This is a genomic window from Sulfitobacter sp. W027, assembly GCF_025143985.1.
Classification (GTDB): domain Bacteria; phylum Pseudomonadota; class Alphaproteobacteria; order Rhodobacterales; family Rhodobacteraceae; genus Sulfitobacter.
On record NZ_CP083564.1, the window covers coordinates 1,528,441 to 1,552,534 of the forward strand.

Below are 24,094 nucleotides of genomic sequence, written 5' to 3' on the forward strand. Positions count from 1 at the left end.
GCGCGCGTCGCAGAAAGACCTTTGTCATTGTATCCCTTTGTAACGCTTTGTCGCAGGCGGCAGTGGGATAGCTGGTGCTCGCTTGGGTTGCGGACTATACAAATGCAACTTTTATGGATGATGGTCGTGGCCGCGAAAAAGATCCTTGTTGTGGACGATGATGCCAAGGTCCGAACGCTTCTGAGGCGCTGCCTTGAAAGCGACGGCTATTGTGTGACCGAAGCACATAACGCGCAAAGCGTGCGCGCAGCCTTTGCGGAGGAAGCCTTCGATCTGGTGACCTTGGACCTCAACCTCGGGGCGGAGGACGGGCTCGACATCGCGCGCGACCTTCAGCGCGACCATGACGTGCCGATCTTCATGGTAACGGGTAAGGACGACGTGATCGACCGGGTGGTCGGGCTGGAACTGGGCGCGGATGACTATTTGACCAAACCTTTCCATGTCCGAGAGGTTTTGGCCCGGGTAAAATCTGTCCTCCGGCGCAGCGGCAAACGCGAGGTGGGGGTGCCAGCGGCCCAAAGCGAAGAAACATGGCTCGCGCTCGATGGGCTGAAGATCAACCTTGATCGTATGCTTTTGGTGCATCGTGACGGGCACGAAGGCGACCTTACCACTGCCGATTTCAAACTCTTGGCGGCGTTCCTGAATCACGCCAAAAGGCCGCTCTCCCGAGACCGGCTGATGGACCTGATCGACGGGCATAACTGGGCGCCGTTGGACCGCACAATCGACAATCAAGTGGCCCGCCTGCGCAAGAAGGTTGAGCGTGATCCGGCCCGTCCGCTGCTGATCAAGACGGTGCGCGGGCTGGGCTATGTGCTGACTGAAAGCCCTACCTCTATCACCGATTAATCACGCAGCAACGCGCGGAAAGCCTCTGCCAGGTCCGCTTGGCGATAGGGTTTGCGCAGGATGGCGAAGGCGTAGTTCTCTTCTTCTCCGCGCAGGATGTTTTCGGAAAACCCTGAGGTTATCAATATCCGCAGGTGAGGCATCTCTTGCGCGACCCGCGTGGCCAAGGCGTGGCCCGACAAATTGCCGGGCATCACCAGATCGGTAAAGACCACATCGATGTCATCGCGCGTTTTCAGTATTTCCCAAGCGGCATCGCCGGTTGTCGTGGTGACGCAGTCAAACCCCAGATTTTGTAACCGTGTTTCCGATAGGCGCAGCACCATCGGATCATCCTCGACCAAAAGCACGCGCAGACCCGCGCCAATGCCTGCATGACGCTCTGGATCATTGCCGGGGGTGGGATTTTGTCGGTCAGTGTCTACGAGGGCGGGGAAATAGAGGCTGATCGTCGTTCCTTTGCCAAGCTCGCTGTAAATTGCGATATGCCCGCCGGATTGCTTGATGAAGCCGTAAACCATCGACAGGCCCAGCCCCGTGCCCTGACCAACGGGTTTGGTTGAGAAAAACGGCTCCATCGCGCGGGTCCGGGTCTCAGCAGACATACCTTCGCCCGTGTCCGCAATCGACAGTCGGATATAGTTGCCCATGTCGATGCCGATCTCCTGCGCGACATAGGTGTCGTCAAGCTGCATGTTGCGGGTTTCCAAGGTGATCTTGCCGCCCGAGGGCATGGCGTCTTGGGCATTGAGGGCGATGTTCAAGACGGCGGTCTGGAGTTGGGTGGCGTCCACCTTGGCCTGCCAGAGATCGTCGGCAAAGGCCGTTTCCACCGCGATATGCGCGCCGATGGTGCGGTTCAACATCGCCACGGCTTTCGAGACTTCGGCATTGAGGTCGATCACCGCGGCGTTCAGCGTGCTCTTGCGGGCAAAGACCATCAGTCGCGAGGTCAGGTCCGCGCCAATCTCGGCCGCTTCCAGCGCGTCGGAAATCAGTGCACCGCTTTGGGCGGAGGTTTCCGACATCTCCAGCAGTTCCAGATTGCCGATCACGACCGTTAGCAGGTTGTTGAAATCATGGGCAATCCCGCCGGTCATCTTGCCGATGGCATCCATCCGTTGTGAGCGGGCGGTCGCCTCTTCGGCGGCCTTTCTGCGCGACAGATCATGCATGATGCCAACAAAGGCGACCTCGCCGGAGATATCCGTGCGCCCGACGGAAAGATGCAGCGGAAAAACACTGCCGTCCGCGCGCTTCCCTTCGACATCGCGGCCCACACCGATGATGCGTTTCTCACCGGTTTTAAGATGTTGACGCAGAAAGCCGTCGTGTTGAGCGGCCATGTCCCCCGGCATCAGCATGCGCACGTTTCGCCCCACCAAAGCCTCAACGGAATGGCCGAAAAGCGCCGCCGCAGCCTTGTTCACCCGCAGAATATTCCCCGCGTGATCCGCCACAACCATGGCGTCAACGGCGGCATCCAGAAGGGCCAGTAGGACGGGGCTTTCGTCGTTGATCTTCATGCAAGGGTTCCGTCTGTAAGAGGCCTTGGGCAATAGCAAACGTGCTTGACCAAGGGCATGCAAGCTATCCGTTACCGTGAAAGCGGGCAGGGTCGCAATGTGCGCTTGCCTCGGAGTTGGCTTCATTACTCCGAAGGTTCTACCACTGGATCGCCTCTAAATAGTCGAGCAGATTGGCAAAGTCGGTTTCCAGCACCTCCCCATCCGCGCCGCCATTCGGATAGACATGGCGCAATCCAACGGCTGAAAAATCCGGCATGGGGGAGGAGGGGTCGTCTTTTTCCAATCGCCCCATGACAAAGCGGCTGACGAATTCCCGTGGGAAATACCCGTCGTTGCGCTGTTTTAGCCCCGCCAGATCAGGTGGCACCACATCCAAGTGCAGCGAGGCGGGACCAGCCCCTTCGCCCCGCACCCCGTGGCAGGCAGCGCATTCCTTGGCGTAAACCCGTTGCCCTTCTCGAACCGTGTCGGCCCTCTCAACAGGGCCGTCCGAACAGGCTGATAAAAGAGCACAGGAAACTCCGACAAGGGCAGTTAATTTTAGGTGCATGGTGGGGTGTTCCTTTGCGGTGAGCGGAGGTTAATGAGACAAGAGGACGGGGCAGGCGCTTTGTTCGATCAGCGTCCGGGTGGTGCCGCCAAAGACCCTTTCGCGCAGCCGCGAGTGGTCATAGGCCCCCATTACGATCAGGTCCGCTCCGGTCTCTTTCGCGCGCTTCAGGATGGCGGTCCCGATTTCCTGTCCGCCGCTTGCATATTGCTGAACCGCGACGCGGCACCTTTGGTGCGTCAGCCAAGCGGCCACGTCCGTGCCGGGGTTTTCCCCGTCATAGGCTGAAGCTGAGACCGGATCGAAAAGCGCTACCGTGACCTCCCGCGCCGCGCGCAAGGTCGGCAAAGCTGCGCGGATCGCTCGGCTGGCGGGAATGCCGGCTTTCCAAGCCACAAAGACCGATTGGGGGGTCAGAGCAGCCTTGGGAACCGTTGCATTCAGCAGAACGGGTGCTGCGGCATCGAAGAGAGCGGCATGCACAATATCATCATACAAACGTTCATCGGCGCGCAGGTCCTCTCCGATAAGTACGGCATCACAGGTCAGCCCCGCCCGTGCGACTGTGTTCCGCAGGGCCGAGATCTCACCACAGACCGCGCGCACATCAGCACTCGCACCTTGGTTTGTGAGATAATGAGATATTTTCTCACGCTGTATTTCTGCTGCAGCGCGCGCCTCATCGACATCCGCCTGCCAGCCTGCGGGCAGGGAGTAAGCGCTGAGCTCGCCGATACCGATGGAATAGACCGGTACGGGAGGTGTTTCGCTTAGCAGCAGAACGATTAGATGGGTGTCTTCAGCCTGCGCTATGCGGCTGAGCGGCTCTAGGTGGCTGGGCCGGGCATTTACCCCAAGAACGACAGTGAGTGTGGAATTCTGCATGGCGAGGCTCCTCATGTGACCGCGCTTAGTATGGCGTGGGCGTGGCGCAGCCGCATTGATCTGGATCAAGGGAAGGCGAGGACGCCGAGGCGCGACTTGATTGCAAGCCCGACAGGTTAGCAGTTTTAAACTGAAAGTGGTGAAAGACTAAGTGTCGAATCTGGCGACACATAAGGGTTTGACAGTGATCCATCGCGTGCCGCGAGGGCTCGTTCTTGCGGTAATTTCCGAGCGCTCTCTTTGCCGTCAGAGCATAATCATTGACAAACGCGTGCGTTATCCCCAATAAATAGCGATATTGTTCCGAAAAATTTACCACTGCCTTTAACTTGGCTTTTCGCTGTTTAGGGGGGCTAGTGACTGTTTTTATTGCACAGCGTGGACTGGCGACCTTTTTATTGCTGTCGCTTCTGGTTGCCACAACGTTTTCTACGCGCGCCCAGACGGGCGAGGATCAGGAACTGGAAACCGCTCTTCGTCTGGCATCGCTTTTGCGCGAAGCGCGCGCAGTCATTGGTTCGTATCAGGATGTGATCAACGATCCGACCGGCAAGGACAAGGGTCTCACCGGAGACTTCGTTCTGGGCATCGCCCGCGACCGCTACATCGAAGCGAATTCTGTCCCACCGCTGTATGACGGTCAGAACCCGCGCGAAGCGGAACTGATCATGGCGCAGATGACCGCGATCCGCGAGGTGATGGAGGACAACCAGACAACGATCAACAGCGAGGGTATCGCTTTCAAAGGCTTTGTCCCTGCGGTGTTCGGGCGTCTGGTCAATGAGCGCTTTTACCAACTTGTGGGCGATCAGGCGGTGATCAAAGTGACAGCACCGCCAGAACTGGTGCGTAATCGTAAGGCGCGTCCGGATGCATGGGAGGCCGGGATTATTTCCGATCTGCTGATGTCCGAAGACTGGCCGAAGAATGATATTTTCGCCGCTGAAGCGCCCTTTGATAACCAGCCTGCCTTCCGGGTCCTGGTTCCTGAATATTACAGCGCGGGCTGTATATCCTGCCATGGTGGGCCCGAGGGCGATATCGATGTGACCGGCTATCCCAAGGAGGGAGGAAAGGTTGGGGATTTGGGTGGTGTAATTAGCATCAGTTTAATGCGGTGACACAGCGCGCAGCATCATCAGCAGCTGGAATTAAGAAAGTTGCTGGATGAAAAACCTGCCTATCCTTGCCCGTATCGTTTTCCTGTCTGCCGTCCTTCTGACCTTTCTGGTCGCGACCAACGTGTTTCTGTCTACACAGCTCGTGCGCAACTCGGAGGCCATTTCAGAAGGGACGCAGGCGCTTGATGTGTTAACCCACGCGACCGCGGCCAGCACCCATTTTGGCGAATTGAAGTACTGGCTATCTGATCTGTCGGTCAGTCTGCTGATGCGTTCTGAAAACAATGCGACAGCCGCACGTGAGGCATTGGAAAGGGACCTTGCCGCGCTCGAACCTTTCGCGCCTGAGCAAGTGGCGGTCATTCGTGCTCAGATCGACCCCTTTGTAGAACAAGCGCTATTGGCGGTTGAAGCCTATACCAATGATCAGCGCGTGCTGGGCAATTCCCTTGTCGCGCAGGGACAAAGCCACATCACAGAAATTGATGCCGCGCTAGGGGCGTTGGTCGATGACTTAGAAGAACGGGCGGTGGCAAAAAGTGATGCCGCCTTTGCTGAGGCTACGCGCGCGGTCAGTCTTTCAACCGCGGTGGTAATTGCGGCCACCCTTATCGGTGGCGCGCTGACCTTATGGGTCGTTGGTTCCATCCGCCGGCCGCTTCGGCACCTTTTAAAAGCGATGGGGCAGATCACCTCGGGCAATCTTGCAGTAGACCTGCCCCATGCGGGGCGCGACGAAATTGGCAAGATGACGCAAACGCTCGCGTTGTTCCGCGATAGTCTGGCCGAACGCGAGCGCCTGTCGCAGCTTCGTGAAGAGGCCGATGCCGAGGTCTTGCGCAGCAAGCAGCAACTGACCGAAGCAATTGAGGCCATCAACGAGGGGTTTGCCCTTTTCGATGCCGATGACCGGCTCGTGATCTGCAACGAGCGCTATAAGGACATGTATGCGCGTATCGATCTCACGATCAAGCCGGGGTTAAGTTTTCGTAAAATTGCCGACCATGTCGCCCGATCCGAAATCATCGAAGTGCAGGATATCGGGGCGTGGGTTGAAAAAAGGATCGCACAGCACACCCGCCCCAATGGCCCGTTTGAGCAAAGCCGCACCGATGGGACTTGGATGCGGATCAGTGAGCGGCCTACGGCAGCGGGCGGCATTGTTGGTGTTTTCACTGACATTACGAAGGACAAGGCGCGTGAGGCGCAGCTGGAGGAACTGGTCAACTCTCTCGAAGAAGCGCGCGACCTCGCCCTCAAGTCTACTGTGGCAAAGAGCCAGTTCCTTGCCAACATGAGCCATGAGATCAGAACGCCGATGAACGGGGTGATCGGCATGAGCAACCTGCTGATGAACACCGCTCTTAATCCCGAGCAAATGGATTTCGCCCGCACAATCAACGACAGCGCTGAAAGTTTGCTGACGGTCATTAACGACATTCTGGATTATTCCAAGGTGGAGGCCGGCAAGCTGGAACTTGAACGCAATGCTTTCGATCTGCGTTATTGCGTCGAAAGCGCGCTTGATCTGGTCGCCATGACAGCCGGGCGTAAGGGCCTCGATCTGGCATATTACATTGAACCTACCACGCCCACGACTGTTGTCACGGATGCGACCCGCCTGCGTCAGGTCTTGCTGAACCTGCTGAATAACGCGATTAAGTTCACCGAAAAAGGCGAGGTCGTTCTGACGGTCGGCCCTGACCCCGATGCCACGGCGCCGGAGGGCGTCTGCGCCCTTCTGTTTTCGGTGCGCGATACTGGTATTGGTATTCCGCCCGAACGGCAGGACGTCCTTTTCGAATCTTTCAGTCAGGTCGATGCCTCTACAACGCGGCGGTTTGGCGGCACAGGTCTAGGGCTGGCAATCAGCAGGAAACTTGTGGGCCTCATGGGGGGGCGAATTTGGCTCGAAAGCGAACCGGATCAAGGGACCACTTTTCATTTCACCCTGTTTGCACCTGTTGCGGAAGACGCAGGCCAGATCGACCTCAACGAGGCGCGCCCGGATCTGGATGGCAAGCGCGTGTTAATCGTCGACGACAATACCACCAATCTCGATTTGCTGTCGCGGCAGGTCAAGAGCTGGTCAATGCATCCGGTTGCATTGGACAGCCCCGAGGCGGCGCTTGAATTGGTGGCGGCGGGGCGGAAATTTCATGTTGCGGTGCTCGACATGCATATGCCCGGGATGGACGGCCTTGAACTGGCCCGCCGATTGCGCGCGGATGCAGCCACGCGAGACATGCCGCTGATCTTGCTCAGTTCGCTTGGACAGGCAAGCGATCAAAACCGCGCAGCGCTTGAACCCATCGGCTTTGCGGAGGTTCTGTCAAAACCCATCAAGCCTTCCCCGCTGCTTAACGCGCTGGTCAGCGTGTTCGCCGGAAAACCAATGAGAGTGATTGAACCTATGCAGCAGAAGTCCGCCCCCTTCGACGTCACCATGGCAGAGCGCTTGCCGCTGCGCATACTGCTGGCCGACGACAACGCTACCAACCAAAAACTGGGCAGGATGATCCTGAAACGCCTTGGTTATACTTCCGATGTTGCAGGAAATGGCAAAGAGGTGCTCGAAGGCCTGAAACGGCAGACTTATGACGTCGTTTTGATGGATATTGAAATGCCGGAAATGGACGGGGTCGAGGCAACTCGCCAGATTATCGCCGATTACCCGGTTGAAAAGCGCCCGGCGATTATCGCCGTGACAGCCAATGCCATGGACGGGGACCGGGAGCGGTTTTTCGAAGCAGGCATGAGCGGCTATGTCAGTAAACCAATCCGGGTTGAGGCCTTGGTCGAGGCCCTGAAGGACTGTCGCGGCGCACACAAAAATGAGGCGCAGGATGACCTGCCAGAGAACATAACAGAATTTGATCCGGGCGCGCTTGATGTCTTGCTTGAAACGATCGGCGGGGATCGCGAAGCACTCGACGAACTGGTGCAGAGCTTTCTCGACGAGGGGCCGGTGCTGACCCTTCAGATAGAAGCCGCTGCAAAGGACCACGATACCGAAGCGTTACGGCAGGCCGCGCACACACTTAAATCCAGCGCCACGGATTTCGGGGCCAGCATCCTGTCCCAACATTGCCGGGAAGTTGAACACCTTTGTCGCGCCGGACAGCTTGATGAAGCCCTGCCACTGGCCGCTCGCATCCCACAACTCTACGCAGCGGCGGAAACGCGACTGCGCCAGCAACAGATATTGCAATGAGGGAAACATGACCATTTCATCTGCACGTAATGAAGGCCGGGTTCTTGTCGCCGACGATCAGAAGACAAATCGGATGAAGATGGAGTTTGCCGTTCGAAACCTTGGGTTCGACGTCGAGACGGTCGCGTCTGGGACTGAATGTCTCGATAAGCTCAAGAAGCAGCCGTTCGACATCGTGCTGCTTGATATCGTGATGCCCGGCATAGATGGGTTTGAAGTGCTGCGCATTATAAAGGGCGATCCTACAATGCGCGATATTCCAGTGATCGTGATCTCTTCGCTTGAAGAGATGCAGGACAGCGTCCGCGCCATCGAACTGGGAGCCGATGATTTTTTGACCAAACCGTTCAACCCGGTGCTTCTGAAGGCGCGGCTGGGTGCTGGGATTGAGCGCAAGCGGTTGCGCGACAAGGAACTTGAATATCTCCAGCAGGTCGATCGGCTGGCAGCCGCTTCGGGGGTGATCGAGCAAAAGGATTTTGACCCGTCCCGTCTTGGCCTTGACGATATCTCGCAGCGTGACGATCAGCTTGGCAATCTCGCGCGCGTGTTTCTCGGCATGGCCAGCGAGGTTTATCGCCGCGAACAGAACCTGCGCAACCAGATCAGCCTGCTCAAGGGGGGCTTTCTGTTGCTTCTGCTAGGGGCCTGCTGGGGTCTCGTCCCCTCGGTGTCGCGGATCATCATGGTTGATGGGCTGCATCCCTTGGGTGCAGTTTTCTGGACACTCTGGATCAGCGCTGGATTGATGCTGGCGGTCTCCATCGTCACTGGGCGCCATCCGGGCACAAGCTGGCCTGAAATTAGGCGCTACATGTTGCTTGGCCTGTTCGGCAATGCGCTGGCGCAGCTGTTTTTGCTTTGGGCAGCCTCTGAGGTGTCGGCAATGATTATCTCAATCATACTCGCAGCCGAGTCCTTCATGGTGTTCATCATCGCCGCCTCTCTCGGGTTCGAAGCGCCCAGCCTCAAACGATTTTTCGGTCTGTGTCTGGGGTTGGCCTGCGTCGTATTGATCATGGTGCCCGGTAACGAAGCCGGAGGTGTAGGCGGATGGGTCTGGATGCTGATCGCGCTTTTGGTGCCATTCTGCTACGCGATCGAAGATATCATCGTCGCGGCGATACCTGGCGGGGAATGCGACCCCATCGCAGTGGCCACTGGCACGATCATCGCTGCAGCGTGTCTGATGACCCCCCTGACCGTGCTATCGGGCTCTTTCATACCCCCAGAGATCGCACTTGGAGACTATGGGTGGGCGTTATTCCTCATTGCGGCGATCAGCTCGTTCTGCTCCATCCTGTTGGTCTATACCATCCGCACGACAGGAGCGGTCTTTGCCAGCCAAGCGGGGTATTCTATGACGGCTGCAGGCATCTTTTGGAGCGTGTTGCTGCTGGGTGAAAGCATGAGTGTCTGGGTCTGGGCGGCGTTGGCCTGTCTTGTCTCTGGCTTGGCATTGGTTATGCCCAAACAGGTAGAGGAGACCGCGGAAGCCAGAACGGTCGGGCAGCCGTCCGCGACCTGACCGGCGTCGCAGGTTTTTGGAACGGGCCAAAGGTTAGGTCACCGTCGGAACAGACGATCTATACAGAGAGCGACCCTTTTGCTCAGTTCAAAAGGTCGGGGGGCTGTTGTAGGTAAAAGCGAAATACCGTTGTTCGCCCGTTTCGAGGGCTGGCGTTACCGGCTTAAGGCCGCGATCCATGATATTGTGCGGGGGGGATCGCTTCACCAATTATATTCGGACGGCTCTACCTGAAATACATGAACGCACTAAGCCCCGTGTCTGACAATCTGTACGATTTCTATAGGGGATAGTGGCGGAGAGACAGGGATTCGAACCCTGGGAACCCGTGAAGGCTCAACGGTTTTCGAGACCGTTTTTCTTGATGCGTTCAGGTAGAAAAGATCAACAAATAAGGCTTTCGGGTCAGCGAAAAGGGCTGGATCGGAACGCTGAGCATACTCAGGTGTCATAGAAAAGGGTCATAGCTTTGAAGGCTTTCGATCTGAAACTGAGTAACACCGTGCTTGGTTTGCTCGCGTGGAAGATCCTGCGCCCTTCCATGAGCGACTGTAGGATGCCGCGTAACCTTGCGCGGTCCCCTTTAGTGGCATTGGAAAAAAACCGTGGTCCACGCCCGATACTTTGCGCGGCGTTTTCTCAAAGGTTTACGCATTTTGCGCAAAGCCTTGCACAATAGCGATGGCCTGCGACATAGGCCGTGTCCATATATATTAGGGATCAAACCGACTTGTGTCGACTCAAGAACGATACATCAGTCACTTGTAGATCCATGAGCCCAAGTTCGGCTCCCGCGGCCCGTAGCGACTACCTCCCCGAGTGGCGGGAATGGCTCCCCGAATGGCGGGAATGGGCCGTTCTCGCCGAGGCTCCCTCATGATGGAATGGGCGGAATCCGGAGGTTCGCCGCACGTGCGAACGCGCCAAGAATTTTCTGGCGAACTGGACATTAGCCCACCTTTCCAGATCGAAGGCAGGATGGTCGATGCGGAGGGCGGGATGAAAAAGTCTGAGGCATGGCCCGTGGGCCAAAGAAGTCCTCCTGCAGACAGAGTGACTTGGCGCATGCCTTCCCGGAGCGAGTTTCGACACCTCACTGACCGAGTTGGACAAGCCCACTCTTGCGATCTTCAGTTAAAGCATATTGGTTCATCTCGTCGGTCTGGAGAACATCGCGCGGACCGAAGCTACATTTTGGATGAGGGGTAACTCGTTTGTTGAGCCGAATCTTCCAATGGAATAGGCCGCAAGCGGTTAAGGCTTCAGGTGATTAGCCAATCACCCTATTTTCCGCTATGATCTGATCTGCCAAGTCGACAAGATCATCAGATGAGAAGTTGGGTATCGGCACTCCCGTTGCCTTTAGGATACTGTTGTTCGGGCGGGCGATGAACGCTCCCTTGAAACCGACGGACTGCGCTCCGATCGTATCCCACAAATGGCAGGCGACCATGCACAGGCTCGTGGGCTCCATGTTCATATGTTCCGCAACCATCTTGTAGGTATCGGGATGTGGATTGAATTTGCCGAGCTCGGCGACGCTAAAGTTTTGGTCGAAGAACTCTGCGATACCGGCCTTCTCCATTGGTGTCGGTGATGATGTTGGCGCTGAGTTTGTCAGAGTAACAAGAGTGAACCCGGCATCCCGCAATCTGCTCAGCGCGGGTTTTGCGTCCGCGTGGGTCGGCATGGAGCCGATTAGTGATCCAAGTTCGGCGGTGTCCTCATCGGAAATTGTTACATGTTTGTTGTCGCCAACCATGCGCAAGACGCCGGCAGCCAGCTCCCCGAACGGCGCATAGCGCCCGGAGAGTGTCATCACTTGCGAATAGAGGATCAGTTCGGCAAACCACTCGCGCATGACCCCCGCCGTCCCGAATAGTCGTCTGAAAAGCGGTTCCAGGGTGGTGATGTCGAGCAGGGTTTCGTTGACGTCGAAGACAATGGCCGAGAGAGGATGGCGATCAGGCATGAGTGTCGTTCCTTTTTTGTTTAATCTAAACGAGTTGCATCAACTCAGCATGCTTGGGCTTCTCAACGAGGTAGTAGCTTTCGCAGGGTGGCTCGATGATGAGAGCCAAAAGCAACGCAGTGGCGAGACCCACGGGAAACTCATTTACGAACACAGCCTTCCATGCTTGGCGAAAAGATCATGCCTGCGACAGTCTCCGCAGCGATGGCCGGACGGGGCCATAACCGCCCGCCGTGATCTACTGCAACCAGACCGTCGTCGACGAGCAGAGGCAAAGGGTAGCAAGAAGCACCCCGGAAACCGTTCAAGAGTTAGGTGGTAATTCCACCCTCAGTCCTTCAAGGTCCCTGGCGATCTCTTCGGCGATCTTCTCGACTCGATCGCCTGCATCGCTGCGCTGCGCATAGGCGCGAAGGCCGAAGATCGCCGACTGCAGCCGGGCGGCCAGCACATCCGGATCACTATTTGGGGCAATTTCACCACTGTCGCGCGCCGCGCGAAAAGCGCCCGCAAAGGTGGCCTCGGCCGCGCGCATCATATCTTCGGCCGATTTTCGCAGTTCGGGCGCGTCATCTGGAGTCTCAAGCAGCGTCTTGACCAGCATGCAGGCGCGCGACGGCATCGCCTTTCGTGCGATCCCGCCCAAGAGACGCACATAAGCCGCAAGCCCCGCGATGGGTGTCTCGGCGCGGCGCATGATCTCATCAAGCCCCGCCCGCCCGTCACGCGCATAGCGTTCGAGCGCGGCGCGAAACAGCGCTTCCTTCGAGCCGAATGCCGCGTAGATCGAGCCCGGTCGCATATCGAGTGCGCTTTCCAGATCCTTGAGCGAAGTATTGTGAAAGCCGCGCGCCCAGAACAGCTCCATCGCGGAGTTCAGAACTTTGTCCCGGTCATATGTCGCCTGTCGCCCCATGCACTGGCTCCGATCTCATTTGAGTGAATACTCAAAAAATAACTTGAATGGCTGCTCAAGTAAAGCTATCTGATGCATTGCAATCTTGAACGCTCACTCAAAAATGAAAGGAGCCGCCATGACCGACTTTACCATCCACACCGCCGAGACCGCCCCCGAAGAGAGCCGCCCGCTGCTCGAGACCTCGCAAAAGACCTTTGGCCGCATCCCCGGCCTGCATGCCGTGATGGCCGAAGCGCCCGCGCTGCTCGAGGGCTACCAGCAGCTGCACAAGCTGTTCGCCGAGAAGACCAGCTTCGACAAGGACGAACTGACGGTGGTCTGGCAGAGCGTCAATGTCGAACATGAATGCCATTACTGCGTGCCCGCCCACACCGGCATCGCCAAGATGATGAAGGTCGACGACGCGATCACCAACGCGCTGCGCGACGAGACACCGCTGCCGAATGACCGTCTCGAGGCGCTGCGCAGCTTCACCCTCGCGGCGGTGCGCGACCGTGGCAATGTCGACGCCGCGGCTGTCGATGCCTTCCTCGCCGCCGGCTTCACCAAGCGCCAGGTGCTCGAGGTGATCCTCGGCGTGTCGCAGAAGGTGATGTCGAACTACACCAACCACCTGGCCGAAACGCCGGTCGACGAGCCGATGAAGGCCTTCGCTTGGGAAAAGGCGCGCAAGGACGCGGCCTGAGGTCCGTCCATGGGGCCGGCCGGCGACGCGATGCCGGCCGCCCGCGCCTCCGCGATCCCCGACCCTTCAACACCCCCGACAGGGCAGCGTTCCGCGCCGCGTGTCCCGCCGGCACCCCGGCGCCCCCCCCCAAGCCGCGGTGCCCGCCCGGGACCTGCTCAACAGCCTTCCAATAAAAACCATGGAGACATGACATGACCGATCGTTCCCCCCTGTTCCAGTTCGTTAAGCTTGGTGATCTGGAGCTTCCCAATCGTGTGCTGATGGCCCCCCTGACGCGCAACCGTTCCGAAGATGACGGCACCCCGGTCACGATGGCCGAGACCTATTACAGCCAGCGCGCGTCGGCCGGCCTGATCCTCACCGAGGCGGCCCAGGTTTCCGCCATGGGCAAGGGCTATATCAAGACCCCCGGCATCTACACCCAAAGCCATATCGACGGCTGGAAGAAGATCGTAGAATCCGTCCATGCCAATGGCGGCCGCATCTTCCTTCAGCTCTGGCATGTGGGGCGGATCAGCCACAGCTCGCTTCTGCCAGAGGGTCGAGCGCCGGTATCGTCCACCGACAAGGCGGCCGAGGCGATGACATATACCCACAACGGCTTCGAGCCGACCTCCAAGCCCGAGGCGCTGACCGAGGCAGGCATCCGCGAGACCATTGCAGACTTCGTGATCGGCGCCAAGGCGGCGAAAGAGGCCGGTTTCGACGGCGTCGAGGTGCACGCCGCCAACGGCTACCTGCTCGAGCAGTTCCTAATGGACGGGGTAAACGATCGCACCGACGGCTATGGCGGATTGCCAGAAAACCGTCTGCGTTTGGTGAACGAAATCCTTGACGCCGTCGGCGAGGTCTGGCCGGCCAATCGCATCGGCATCCGTCTGTCGCCGCTGGGACAGTTCAACGATGTCCATGACAGCGATCCCGAAGCGCATTTCGGCTACTTCATCGAAGAGCTTGATAAGCGCGGGCTGGCCTACATGCACATGGTCGAACAGGCTCCAGGGGCCGAGACCGATGCAGACCAAACCGCCGTCATGGAGCGTCTGCGCGCCAAGTGGAGCGGCTTCTACATCGTCAATGGCGGCTATGACGGCGACAGCGCGGCGCACGCCGTGGCCGAAGGCCATGCCGATGCGGTAACCTTCGGACGTCCCTTCATCGCCAATCCCGACCTGCCCAAGCGCCTGCACTTGCATGCGCCGCTGAATGAGGGTGACGGCGACACCTATTACGGTGGCACCGAAAAGGGATATATCGATTATCCCTTCCTCGATGAGGCCGACACCGGCAAGGCGGCCTGAACCGAGTGGCGCGCGCCGGGCTTTCTGACGGGGTCAGAAGTGCGGGCGCGCGTCATATTCGCCCCCCCTCGACATCATCCTTATCACCTGAAGGCGCACGCGGTCGCTTTTGGCAACGGATCGCGCGTGTCTCATCAGTGCGCCATCGCAATTGAAGGCGCTAAGCGCATCGATTTACAAGGTTATCCCGGCTCCAAAATTCGGCAAACTTAATGTTGGCGTAACATAAAAAGATTCCGCTCAACGCGGCCCTAATTTTTCTCCCCCTCCGTAGAAAATCGTCACTCCGATCCTGCATATTTGACACTGTCGAAAGCGTTTAGAAAATTGGCCATACGCAACTGCATCTTGCTGGGGGTGTCAGCAAACCGTGTTGGGTCGCTCTGTGGACCTTCCTACCGTTCGCTCGAAATGCCCTGCGTGTTCCGCACGGGGACGATCAGAGGTTTTGTCCCTATGGTTTCAGCCATTGTGCTGCTGTCTCCCGAACATCGTCTGGGATTTCGACAGCTCTCCGCGTTTCAAGGTTCAAGAGAACGCATTTGAAGACGGTTTCGAAGGCGAGGATCTCGCCATCTGACCTGATCAAACGATGCCTGAACGTCATGGACTTGGAACCGATCTCAATGACAGAGGATTCTAACCTTATCGCATCGCCTGCAGATAATTCAGAACGGAAGTCGCTCTGAGCATTGACGACGGCAAATGAGAGCTGTCGACCGTCTCGCATATCGTTCGCTGTCAGTCCCATTTCCGATTGGATTGCAAATACACCGTCGGAGCAGGCTGCAAAGTAACGGGACACGTTCATGTGACCGAGAAAATCGCAGTCAGATGGGTCAACCACAGAACGAAATGAAATCATCGCTGGCATAAGCTCGCTCCCATATCTCCTTCGGATGCGTGTCTGTCTCGCTTCACGATAAGCGCGCAGAGAGCGGACAGAGCGGACAAGCGCATTTCACCGAAGGAATGCTCTATTTGGACTTGAAGCAGACAATCTGAACCGGATGGGTTCTGCCCTCCTCGATATTCCGGGCGGCATTTCTAACGATCTGTGGCGCGAGTTCGCCCAGGAGAATATGCACACCGAACACCGGGGCCTGACCTTTCTCGGCGCGCTCGATGGCAGCCTTGTAGACCTGCAGATATTTTTCCCCGGTATTCGTAACTTTAATCTGGGAGAACCCGGCACGCTCAAGCGCCGCGACGGTGTCTGATGGGCGCATTAGATGAGCGCCCGTTCCGTCTTCTGACCAAGGGACAGGGTGATGTGGTTCCCCGGCCTCGCCGAGCCCATGTTCTGTCAGCGCAAAGAACGCGCCGGGCTTCAACACACGGAAGGCTTCTCCGAAGAAGCCATCCCGGTCGGGAACGTTCATTGTAACGTGTTGCGCGTATCCACCATCGAATGCTTCATCGTCATAGGGGAGTTGCAGACCGTCGCCGTGTCGAAACTTTACCATATCCTCCATCCCGACAAGCACACTCAACCGGTTGGCTGCCTCAACGAAGGGCCCAGTTATGTCGATACCATCCACATAACAGCCAAAGCGTTTGGCCAGATATCTGGCGGGACCGCCGATGCCACAGCCAATGTCGACGAGCCGGTCCCCCTTTTGGATCGGCAAGACATCGGCAAGCTCGACGGTTGCAGGGAAGCCCCGTGCGTGGAAATGATCGACTGGTGCCAGGTCTTCTATGGTCGCAGACACACGGTCGATCCCAGCAAGCTCCATTGCGTCCAAGATCCGCGCATAAACGTCGCCTTTGCCCCAATGATCAGAAACCGATTGAGCGTTCGTCATGTGCGGATCTCCGAGTTGATCGAGCAAGTATAACACAGGTTGCTCGGGATCCTTAGACGTCTTGGCGAGGTCCGCTTTGGGCTCAAAACAGACCTTTGCGCGACATCTGCTCTACAAGGCGCGGACGATCTCCGCCGAGCGGATGAGGGCATCGAGAAACCGGCAAGAGTCTTTGTGCCGCATGGGTATCCTCCGCATGAAGAGCGGAGTGAGATAGGCCCATCTGCGAGACAACGCAGCGCACCAACACGGTTTGCGGACACCCCCATCTTGCTTTTGTCGCACTCATTTTTATGAGGCGCGTGCGATATGGCCCGAAAAATGCTGCGCAACGCACGAATGGCCGGTTCGGTTAAGCCGCACCCCGGCGCAAATCAATGACTCGAGTGTCGGCTGTGGGCCGTAAACGTCTGCTTTCCATTCTCGACAGGAAGGGGGCGGATAGCCGCCGTTCACTGCATCCGGTATCGATGACCGTTTCGGCATACAGTGCGGCCAAGCGCACTGCTAATTGGCGGTAGCGTATTGGCAAGAATAGTTAAATGCGTCCAGCTCGCTAAGGATACCACTGGTGCTGCGACCCCAAAAAGAGAACGTGTTTGCACAGAAACCTTTTCAAGTCTTAGAAGGGCATGCCCGAAGCCGCCAGCGCTGAAAGCCAGCGATCTGCCAGTCCCGGTGCTGTCCACATGCCCGTGATCACTGACCGTTCGCGTGCCACGCTCCATTCCGGGTGTTCTTTGAGGAAAGCCTGTATGGCAGCCTTGGCCTCGTCCGCTCTACCCACACACTGATAGATCGCGGCGAGCGTCTTGTTTGCGGCCGCTGGCATCGAAGGCGCGGCCGTGAACGTATCTAATGCCTCGTCGCAGGCACCTATTTGCCACTGTATCCGTGCCTTGGTCCAGTTCGTGTCATGCCCATAGATCGGATCGATCAGCTCGATATCAGCGATCTCCTCAAGCGCTTCTTCGGTTCTGCCGACGAAGGACAGCGCTTGCGCCAAGGCATTGCGGGCAAAGGATGAAGACGGGTTCAACTCCACCGCGCGGTCAAAGGCGCTGATGGCGCCTTCGACATCGCGGTTGAACATCAGCACGCGGCCCAGAGCGTGAAACGCAAGAAAGTTGTTCGGGTCCAGTTCCACCGCCCTCCGGGCGAGATCGTTCATCCGCCGGCGGATCGCATCCTCATCCCCTTCGACCCAGCCGTAGCGCAGCCCGATGCGCAGCGACAGGGCCTGACCGAGTGGCCCCCAGGCGGACTCGGGATAATCCCTAATGGATTGCTCCTGCTCCGCGATGTTGACCAGCAGACTTTCCTTGGAGAAATTCCGCATAATTCTACTTTGTGCCGCGTTTGAGATCAGCAGGGCGCTGACATCACCGGCTGCAATCTGCGGCTCGGCCATGTCGACGACCTTTTCCCCAACTGCATGGGCGATCTTGCGGCTGATCCGGCTATTCGCGCGCAGGAGTTCATCCATAGGGACGTCGAATTCATCAGCCCAGAGGCTTGCTTCCGTCGCACCGTCGATCAGCCGGGCCGTTGTGCGCACATCCGTGCCATCGTATTGCTGGCTGCCTTCCAAGACGAAGTCGGCTCCAAGGCGTTCGGCAATGTCAGACGTGGCGAGATCGGAATCCCTGAAGGCAGAGCTCGACCTCTGCGAGATAATCAAGAACTGCGGATAGCGCGCCAGCTGGGTTGTGATATTGTCGCTCACGGCATCGCTCAAGTAGCCTTGATATTTCGGCGGGCTGAAGTCGTCGAACGGCAAGACTGCGATGACCGGCGGCCCCGGCGGCGCTGCGGGCCGTAGCAGGGTAAAGCCGAGTGCGGTCGCGCAGAGCACCATGACAGCAAGCAAGGCCAGTTGCCCTCTGCGTTGCGACCACAGCGGTGCGTCAGGCGCAGGCGGAACCAGCCGATACCCCGACCGGGGGACTGTCTCAACGATGCGCTTGTCATGGTCTTTGAGGACCCGACGTATCTCCGCAATACATTGCGCGACGCTGTCGGGAGTTACCGAACGGCCCTGCCAGACCTCTTCGAGCAGCGCATCCTGGCTCACGATCTCACCGGGCACCTGGGCAAGCGCCATGAGCACTTCACGGGATTGGTGCCGCAGGTCCAGCTCCTTCCCGTCATGACAGAATAACCGCCCAACGGAGAGATCGAAAACCGCGCTCCCAAGGTCTATTTCAGAAGATTTCGTATCTCTTCGTTTGGCGAAACGCATCTCCTTGACTTCCCATAAAGGTCACCATCACCGGTCCGCGTCTGGGACTTTTGCCTGTCTGAAGAAGATACCCTGCCAAACGGATCATACCAAAACCGACCCCGAAAGGAAACGAGCCATGCAACTTAAAAAAATGACCAAAACCGCAGCCGCCTTCGTCTTCGCCACAACCTGCGCTGCTTCGGCGGATCAATTTGCCATCCGAACGAACGAGCCCGTGTCCGGTGCAAACAAGGGCCTGCTCGAAGCGTTGGATGTTCGGGAAATCGATGCCGTTGAAATGAACGGCGCGCACTTCCTCGTGCTCGAAGCAAAGAACGAAGGCTATGTCGAAGCATACATCTTCGGGCGCGGCATTGATGCCAAGGCACTCTACCGGCTTGAGGCCGACTGGACTGGTGCCGGCCTGTCTTCTTTGCCTGTCGAAGCACGAGGCGCATTTTTCGAGGAGACGATTTGCGAGTTTTGCACAAGCTGACGGGTTCGCCCAAGAATGCAAATCAATGGATACTTCTCCCTATGAAAACGGGTGCCTCAGGATGAGGGAACGGCGGAATGAGACATGAACGCCGCCAGCCAATCAGAAGGAAGCGACTGCTTCGGCAGTCGCTTCCAAGCAATGGTCTCGTTTATGCCGCGGCTCAACGAATGACGGCTTACGTGGCTTGAAGAACGAGAACGTGCAAGCGCAGAGAATCCATACTCTCCGCCCTTTGGCTCGGTAACCTTCGTGATCGCAGCGCAAATGGAGCGCCAACAGCGAATGGCAGGAGGGTCCGCTTAACGGACAAACACACTATGCGGACACCCCCTAAATCTAAATACCATCCGCTCACCAAAGGCGCGTTGGCGGAAGCAATCCAGTCTCACCGCTGCTCCGGTGATTGGCCGCGGTGCGCGGCGCGATGCCCAGATCCTCCAAGCGGTCGGATGGAAGATTGTTCAGTTCGTGGATCTCCTTTCGCATCCGGAGATGGCGAGCGATCCGGCGCAAAAGGGAGCTCATGGGATTGCGGAACTCGGTGCGGGCTATAGCGAATATGCGGGGCATCGGGGTCTCCATCTTGAGGTTTCGACGAGACATCTTCGCGCGCCGCTGCAAACCCAGCGCAATTTTGGGCTGCGGAGAACCGTCCGAAATGCAATAATCCCGTCAAAAGTCGCGCGCAGAGCGCAAAATGCGGCATTCCACACATTCGGATCTGCAATGGCTCAGCTTGTTCTACATCTTACAGGTCCTTTTCGCGCCGAGAATGGCGGCGTCGTTCTGAATGGTCTCAGCCGGCGCGCGGAAGGGCTCCTTGCCTACCTGTCGTGTCAACCGGGGATGCGCGCGGAACGCGGGGCCATTGCGGATCTCTTGTGGTCGGATCGGGGTGAGGCGCAGGCACGGGCCTCTTTGCGGCAGGAATTGTCTGTTCTGCGAAAAACGCTGGGAGACGTGATCGCCGCTGACCGGCAGAGGGTCTGGCTCGATCCAGATGGGGTCGCTTGCCCGAAGGGGCAGGGCGACTTCCTCCAAGGCTTCGATCTGCCATCCGAAGCCTTCGAGGCCTGGCTGCGCGCCATGCGGCAAAGGGAGATACCGGCGCTGGTGCGCCCCGAAAAGGCTGCCAAAGGAGAGCGACCATCCCTGGCCGTTTTGCGCTTTGAAGAAATTGGCGCATCCGCGCCCGACATGTTCGCAATCGGCATCGTCGAAGAGATCACCGGCGCGCTTAGCCGATGTCGGGATTTCGATGTGATCGCGCGGCAATCGGTCTTCATGTTGCATTTGACGCCCACTGCTTTACCCGACATAGCGCGAAAGCTTGGTGCGCAATACCTGCTGGAAGGATCGGTGCAGCGGGCAGGGGACCGCGTGCGAATCTCGGTGCAATTGGTCAATGGCGAGGATGGGCACACGCGCTGGGCCGAGCGGTTCGATGACCGGCTGGACGATCTGTTCGAACTTCAGGATCGCATCGCGACCCATGTTGCAGGGCAGCTTTCGCCGAACCTTCGTGCCGCGGAGATCCTGCGGGCCCGCCGGCAACCGCCCGAAGTGCGCAGCGCTTATGACCTCCTGCTAACGGCCTTGCCGCACTTTTGGGTCCACGATCCCGATGAAAATCGTCGCGCACTGGCGCTCCTTGACCAAGCGATTGCGCGGGATCCCGATGCGGCACATGCACTCGCGATGAAGTCGTGGTGCCATGCGCAGGAATGCTGCTATCTGTGGTCGCTGACACCTGAGCGGGCCAGGGCTGCAAGTCGCGCCGCCTTCGAGCGCGCGCTGCCGCTGGCCCGGGACCATTCGGCGACGATCACGGCGCTCAGTGCAACAGCCGCGCTCAGCTTGCGGGATTTCGCAACCTCCGAAGATCTTGCGCGCAGGGCTCTCGATCTTGATCCGAACAACGCATGGGGCTGGCTGCGGCTTGGATGGGTTGCGGTTTATCGCGGCCGGCAGGAAGAGGCTTTGGGTCATTTTGACCGTGCTGAGGATCTCAGTCCGCTTGATCCTTTCCTCTTCAACATTGACTTCGGCCGCTCTGCGGCGAAGCGCGCTCTCGGACGCCTCAATGAGGCGCTTGAGCATATCGAGAAGGGTATGCGTGCGGCTCCCAAAGCACATTGGGCGTATCGTATGCTCTTCGGAACGCTTTGGCTGATGGGCGAGCGGGACAGAGCAATTGATGCCGGACATAAGTGGCTGGCCGCCCATCCAGGCCTTTCGACAGAGATCTTGCTCGGTGGCCTTCCCTCTTGGAAACATGATCCCGAATACTTGGATGTCCTGCGAAACTACAAAGCACTTCTTACAGAATAATAGCCTCCGGGGGCGTGTCTTGCGTTACTCATGATATGAGGGGGCTCGCGTCTTTGCGTGCCCTTGCTGGGGCGCATTCGGTTTTGTCCAGCTGCACGCCGCTCAGGGGGGGGCCAGTATGTCCGCAGACCGACGTTTAAGCGGTGAGTATGCTGCCCAATGCACGAATGGCCGGTTCGACGGGCCGCAGCGCAGCATGTCTGCCAAAGGTTGAAAGGCGGCAATGGGCCGACAGCCGAAATTCGCACAGACCTATTCAGCGGCTACGCTCCCAGCCTTCGATGATTAGCTTCAAGATCCTGCCAACATTCGCGAGAGATCACTGGTTCTGAGCAGGTGCCCTCTCGACGCGTAACCCACGTCTCGAATCCGTGGTAGAGTGGTTTCGACGTAGGGAGATCGCTGCGATGACAGACCCAAAACCGGATGTATCAGACCCAAATTGGATCGAATGGTTCTCCAAGAAGATGGATGAAGCCAGTCCCATGGAGAAGGCATTCTGGAAAAGAATGAGGCGCGTTGCGAAGGTGCGAGATGAAATACTCGCCTCTGTCCCGATGGTAGATCAAGATGATGCCTGCATTTTGCTGAGCCTGTCGGAAAAGGATCCTTCCGCCACCTTGTTTCATCATGAGGTCGATTGTCAGATCCTACGTTTCAACATTGAAGGGCAGGCGGCCTATCCTTTGTTCCAGTTCGACGTGACCAGGCAGCGGGTTCATCCGACACTTATCGAGTTGATGAAGATGCGCCCAGACGCCTGGGGTGGTCAGATGGCGTTTCTACATTGGCTCACCCTACCTAACCGCAGCCTCGGCAATGCGCGGCCCTGCGATAGGTTAGAGAAAGATGCGGATGCCATCGTGGCTTCCTTTAAGGCGGAAATCTCCCAACCTCTCCACGGATAAGAACAACCGATGAAGAAGTGCCCACATACAGCGACTGAGGAAGCCCAAGAGACTACCGGCGCACGATTGGTAAACAAATGTATGAGCGCCTTGTCCGGAGCGGGCTGGCGCTCGACATCACCTTACGGAGACTACCCCGAACGCAGCAGCCACGTCTGTCGATAGAAGCTGCCTTGGCCACTCGGCCGCAGGTAGTCGAGAAGTAACAGTGTGTCTTCGGCCAATGACAATCAGGAACTTTCTTCGTCTGACAGTTTGGCCGCCAGCGCCTGAATGCGCTTTGCCGGGCCTTTGTAGCGCATCCCGCGGATGGAACCGCCATTTGCTCGCGCCATATCAGCGTGTGAGGACTTGCCAGAACGAAGTAGCTCCTCATCGCGTTCGCGCGAGGCAGCTTTCTCAGCTGCGCGTTCTTTGAATGAAAATCTGGGCACCTTGGGTTTCATGCGGACTCCTTCTTCCAGCTTATCACATTGATGTCGAGTTTTTCTTGGGAAATCGAGACACCTGCGGCCAGCCTGTGCCGCGCTTGCAGACAGACCGACGCTCGAACTCGTGTTGAGTGATCCCATGCGGTAGATGGCATGGCCTGCGGGTTACTGTATGACCGCACTTCCAGCATCGAACCTCGATGTGGGTGATTCCAGGCGCGAACAGATCATCGGTTATGGTGGTCATCCTGAAGCAGTATCAGGGCCGCATAATCCGGCGGAAATAACTTTTCCATTTAGATGCCGATCTCTTCTAAACAGTTTCCTCAGAGGCAGAATCTAATGACCTGTTTTTTAAGGATTCAGTCCTGGAGTTGGGCAGTCTCCCGGGACCGCGCTGCTTGATCATCTGAACTTTGACGGCTTGGTTGGATGTCGAACATGTCGAGTTGATCTTCCGAGATCAGTGAATCAACAAATTCGAGTCCAGCATGTAGCGTCTGACGCGAATGGTTCTTGCACTCTTTGACCATCAGCTTTCTGTCCGCCAGTTGGCCTTGCTCGCTGACATTACCGAGGGCGCGGTCCGAAATGCACTTTCGCAAAACGGTGCTGCTGGCCTGACCGCAGTTCCGGGGGCGAAACCCGTGCGAGTGCCGCTCGATGAGGCCCGCCGGTGGTTGCCGGGGCGACGGGGGTTCAACGCTACGCCGACCGGACCTTCTGATGACCTGGTTATGAACGAGCGGCTGCGCGCCTTTGACCGAATGGAGCAGCTGACGGATTTTATTAGTCGACACGCCACACGGCGTCTCGGGTCTCCCGACGCGCTCGAAGTTAACCACGGCTGGCTTGACGGAACCTATCTCTTCGATCCGACCATGGCCCGGAATGTCGCAGAAGCTATTGGCGCTGATGTGCCGACATTTGTTGGCAAGGCGCATGAACTGGCACTGCGCCGTGACCTGGGAGACGTTGCATGAACCCTCATCATCATCGACCGAAGCTTCGCCCATCTCGGCACGCCTGCGCACCTATGCAGGGCCATGGTATCGAAGCCAAAGCTCTCGACTTGGTGCTGCAATACGGCACCGAGGAGCAAGCCTGTGCAGGCCGCACGTTGGTCCGGCTCGACCACGATCTCCGCAGAGAGTTCGAGAGAGACTGCCCTGAGCTACGAGACTGTCTCGGTATCTACATCATCCTCGCCTCCGATGCGGTCGACACTGTCTGCCATGACGACCGGCGCCTTCGACGCCATCTGCACTAAACGCTTCTCCCGAAGGTTACGCTCTACGGTTCCGGCGTAACCTTGACCCAATCACAATTTT

Annotated in this window: 20 protein-coding genes; 11 read left to right on the forward strand and 9 right to left on the reverse strand. The window is 57.8% G+C overall.

Going from position 1 to position 24,094, the window contains the following annotated elements:
- Nucleotides 1-102: 102 nt before the first annotated feature.
- Nucleotides 103-855, forward strand: coding sequence for a response regulator (locus K3759_RS07495; RefSeq protein ID WP_259985363.1), 753 nt, complete (start codon nucleotides 103-105; stop codon nucleotides 853-855).
- Here K3759_RS07495 and K3759_RS07500 read toward each other — a convergent pair.
- From K3759_RS07500 to K3759_RS07510, 3 genes are all read right to left on the reverse strand, one after another.
- On the reverse strand, nucleotides 852-2,381 hold the full coding sequence (locus K3759_RS07500; protein WP_259985364.1) for a PAS domain S-box protein: 1,530 nt from the start codon (nucleotides 2,379-2,381) through the stop codon (nucleotides 852-854). The genes K3759_RS07495 and K3759_RS07500 overlap by 4 nt on opposite strands.
- A gap of 139 nt (nucleotides 2,382-2,520) precedes the next feature.
- Complete coding sequence (locus K3759_RS07505) at nucleotides 2,521-2,934, reverse strand: cytochrome c (protein WP_259985365.1); 414 nt, start codon at nucleotides 2,932-2,934, stop codon at nucleotides 2,521-2,523.
- Nucleotides 2,935-2,964: 30 nt separating this feature from the next.
- Nucleotides 2,965-3,819: a universal stress protein gene (locus tag K3759_RS07510; protein WP_259985366.1), complete on the reverse strand. Its 855-nt coding sequence runs from the start codon at nucleotides 3,817-3,819 to the stop codon at nucleotides 2,965-2,967.
- A gap of 356 nt (nucleotides 3,820-4,175) precedes the next feature.
- Between K3759_RS07510 and K3759_RS07515 the strand changes: the two genes are divergently transcribed.
- From K3759_RS07515 to K3759_RS07525, 3 genes are read left to right on the forward strand one after another with little or no spacing between them, the layout of a single operon-like run.
- Complete coding sequence (locus K3759_RS07515; RefSeq protein ID WP_259985368.1) at nucleotides 4,176-4,940, forward strand: DUF3365 domain-containing protein; 765 nt, start codon at nucleotides 4,176-4,178, stop codon at nucleotides 4,938-4,940.
- Between the two features lie 46 nt (nucleotides 4,941-4,986).
- Entirely contained in the window at nucleotides 4,987-8,154 is a 3,168-nt protein-coding gene (locus K3759_RS07520; protein ID WP_259985370.1) for a response regulator, read from the forward strand.
- 7 nt (nucleotides 8,155-8,161) lie between these two features.
- Nucleotides 8,162-9,682 (forward strand): response regulator, encoded by a 1,521-nt coding sequence (locus tag K3759_RS07525; protein WP_259985371.1) that lies wholly within the window; start codon nucleotides 8,162-8,164, stop codon nucleotides 9,680-9,682.
- Nucleotides 9,683-10,952: 1,270 nt separating this feature from the next.
- On the opposite strand, the gene K3759_RS07530 is transcribed toward K3759_RS07525, so the two are convergent.
- On the reverse strand, nucleotides 10,953-11,654 hold the full coding sequence (locus tag K3759_RS07530; protein ID WP_259985372.1) for a haloacid dehalogenase type II: 702 nt from the start codon (nucleotides 11,652-11,654) through the stop codon (nucleotides 10,953-10,955).
- A gap of 304 nt (nucleotides 11,655-11,958) precedes the next feature.
- A complete protein-coding gene (locus K3759_RS07535) occupies nucleotides 11,959-12,570 on the reverse strand; it encodes a TetR/AcrR family transcriptional regulator (protein WP_259985373.1) in 612 nt (203 codons plus the stop codon).
- 118 nt (nucleotides 12,571-12,688) lie between these two features.
- Here K3759_RS07535 and K3759_RS07540 point away from each other — a divergent pair, with 118 nt between their 5' ends.
- Complete coding sequence (locus tag K3759_RS07540; protein ID WP_259985374.1) at nucleotides 12,689-13,258, forward strand: carboxymuconolactone decarboxylase family protein; 570 nt, start codon at nucleotides 12,689-12,691, stop codon at nucleotides 13,256-13,258.
- A gap of 194 nt (nucleotides 13,259-13,452) precedes the next feature.
- Nucleotides 13,453-14,562: an alkene reductase gene (locus tag K3759_RS07545; protein ID WP_259985375.1), complete on the forward strand. Its 1,110-nt coding sequence runs from the start codon at nucleotides 13,453-13,455 to the stop codon at nucleotides 14,560-14,562.
- Between the two features lie 454 nt (nucleotides 14,563-15,016).
- On the opposite strand, the gene K3759_RS07550 is transcribed toward K3759_RS07545, so the two are convergent.
- The 3 genes from K3759_RS07550 to K3759_RS07560 all read right to left on the reverse strand — a co-directional run bounded on the left by K3759_RS07550 (nucleotide 15,017) and on the right by K3759_RS07560 (nucleotide 18,474).
- Entirely contained in the window at nucleotides 15,017-15,436 is a 420-nt protein-coding gene (locus K3759_RS07550) for a thioesterase family protein (protein ID WP_259985376.1), read from the reverse strand.
- Between the two features lie 103 nt (nucleotides 15,437-15,539).
- The gene (locus tag K3759_RS07555; protein WP_259985378.1) at nucleotides 15,540-16,397 is read right to left on the reverse strand and encodes a class I SAM-dependent methyltransferase; all 858 of its coding nucleotides are present in this window, start codon (nucleotides 16,395-16,397) and stop codon (nucleotides 15,540-15,542) included.
- Nucleotides 16,398-16,992: 595 nt separating this feature from the next.
- Entirely contained in the window at nucleotides 16,993-18,474 is a 1,482-nt protein-coding gene (locus K3759_RS07560; RefSeq protein ID WP_259985380.1) for a tetratricopeptide repeat protein, read from the reverse strand.
- Nucleotides 18,475-18,730: 256 nt separating this feature from the next.
- On the opposite strand from K3759_RS07560, the gene K3759_RS07565 reads away from it, so the two are divergent.
- The 3 genes from K3759_RS07565 to K3759_RS07575 all read left to right on the forward strand — a co-directional run bounded on the left by K3759_RS07565 (nucleotide 18,731) and on the right by K3759_RS07575 (nucleotide 22,332).
- The gene (locus tag K3759_RS07565) at nucleotides 18,731-19,090 is read left to right on the forward strand and encodes a hypothetical protein (protein WP_259985382.1); all 360 of its coding nucleotides are present in this window, start codon (nucleotides 18,731-18,733) and stop codon (nucleotides 19,088-19,090) included.
- 402 nt (nucleotides 19,091-19,492) lie between these two features.
- Nucleotides 19,493-21,424 carry a tetratricopeptide repeat protein gene (locus tag K3759_RS07570; RefSeq protein WP_259985384.1) on the forward strand — a complete coding sequence of 644 codons (1,932 nt, stop codon included), beginning with the start codon at nucleotides 19,493-19,495 and terminating at the stop codon, nucleotides 21,422-21,424.
- Between the two features lie 407 nt (nucleotides 21,425-21,831).
- Complete coding sequence (locus tag K3759_RS07575) at nucleotides 21,832-22,332, forward strand: hypothetical protein (protein ID WP_259985386.1); 501 nt, start codon at nucleotides 21,832-21,834, stop codon at nucleotides 22,330-22,332.
- Nucleotides 22,333-22,562: 230 nt separating this feature from the next.
- On the opposite strand, the gene K3759_RS07580 is transcribed toward K3759_RS07575, so the two are convergent.
- Nucleotides 22,563-22,778, reverse strand: a complete 216-nt coding sequence (locus tag K3759_RS07580) for a hypothetical protein (RefSeq protein ID WP_259985387.1) — start codon at nucleotides 22,776-22,778, stop codon at nucleotides 22,563-22,565.
- A gap of 494 nt (nucleotides 22,779-23,272) precedes the next feature.
- On the opposite strand from K3759_RS07580, the gene K3759_RS07585 reads away from it, so the two are divergent.
- Both K3759_RS07585 and K3759_RS07590 read left to right on the forward strand, forming a co-directional pair.
- The gene (locus K3759_RS07585; RefSeq protein ID WP_259985388.1) at nucleotides 23,273-23,746 is read left to right on the forward strand and encodes a hypothetical protein; all 474 of its coding nucleotides are present in this window, start codon (nucleotides 23,273-23,275) and stop codon (nucleotides 23,744-23,746) included.
- Between the two features lie 53 nt (nucleotides 23,747-23,799).
- Nucleotides 23,800-24,033: a hypothetical protein gene (locus K3759_RS07590; RefSeq protein ID WP_259985389.1), complete on the forward strand. Its 234-nt coding sequence runs from the start codon at nucleotides 23,800-23,802 to the stop codon at nucleotides 24,031-24,033.
- Nucleotides 24,034-24,094 lie beyond the last annotated feature (61 nt).

Excerpts from the sequence above, each read along its gene's own strand:
- K3759_RS07495 (WP_259985363.1), top strand. The coding sequence starts at position 103 with ATGCAACTTTTATGGATGATGGTCGTGGCCGCGAAAAAGATCCTTGTT.
- K3759_RS07500 (WP_259985364.1), bottom strand. The coding sequence starts at position 2,381 with ATGAAGATCAACGACGAAAGCCCCGTCCTACTGGCCCTTCTGGATGCC.
- K3759_RS07505 (WP_259985365.1), bottom strand. The coding sequence starts at position 2,934 with ATGCACCTAAAATTAACTGCCCTTGTCGGAGTTTCCTGTGCTCTTTTA.
- K3759_RS07510 (WP_259985366.1), bottom strand. The coding sequence starts at position 3,819 with ATGCAGAATTCCACACTCACTGTCGTTCTTGGGGTAAATGCCCGGCCC.
- K3759_RS07520 (WP_259985370.1), top strand. The coding sequence starts at position 4,987 with ATGAAAAACCTGCCTATCCTTGCCCGTATCGTTTTCCTGTCTGCCGTC.
- K3759_RS07525 (WP_259985371.1), top strand. The coding sequence starts at position 8,162 with ATGACCATTTCATCTGCACGTAATGAAGGCCGGGTTCTTGTCGCCGAC.
- K3759_RS07530 (WP_259985372.1), bottom strand. The coding sequence starts at position 11,654 with ATGCCTGATCGCCATCCTCTCTCGGCCATTGTCTTCGACGTCAACGAA.
- K3759_RS07535 (WP_259985373.1), bottom strand. The coding sequence starts at position 12,570 with ATGGGGCGACAGGCGACATATGACCGGGACAAAGTTCTGAACTCCGCG.
- K3759_RS07540 (WP_259985374.1), top strand. The coding sequence starts at position 12,689 with ATGACCGACTTTACCATCCACACCGCCGAGACCGCCCCCGAAGAGAGC.
- K3759_RS07545 (WP_259985375.1), top strand. The coding sequence starts at position 13,453 with ATGACCGATCGTTCCCCCCTGTTCCAGTTCGTTAAGCTTGGTGATCTG.
- K3759_RS07550 (WP_259985376.1), bottom strand. The coding sequence starts at position 15,436 with ATGCCAGCGATGATTTCATTTCGTTCTGTGGTTGACCCATCTGACTGC.
- K3759_RS07560 (WP_259985380.1), bottom strand. The coding sequence starts at position 18,474 with ATGGCGCTTGCCCAGGTGCCCGGTGAGATCGTGAGCCAGGATGCGCTG.
- K3759_RS07565 (WP_259985382.1), top strand. The coding sequence starts at position 18,731 with ATGCAACTTAAAAAAATGACCAAAACCGCAGCCGCCTTCGTCTTCGCC.
- K3759_RS07575 (WP_259985386.1), top strand. The coding sequence starts at position 21,832 with ATGACAGACCCAAAACCGGATGTATCAGACCCAAATTGGATCGAATGG.
- K3759_RS07580 (WP_259985387.1), bottom strand. The coding sequence starts at position 22,778 with ATGAAACCCAAGGTGCCCAGATTTTCATTCAAAGAACGCGCAGCTGAG.
- K3759_RS07585 (WP_259985388.1), top strand. The coding sequence starts at position 23,273 with ATGGTTCTTGCACTCTTTGACCATCAGCTTTCTGTCCGCCAGTTGGCC.
- K3759_RS07590 (WP_259985389.1), top strand. The coding sequence starts at position 23,800 with ATGCAGGGCCATGGTATCGAAGCCAAAGCTCTCGACTTGGTGCTGCAA.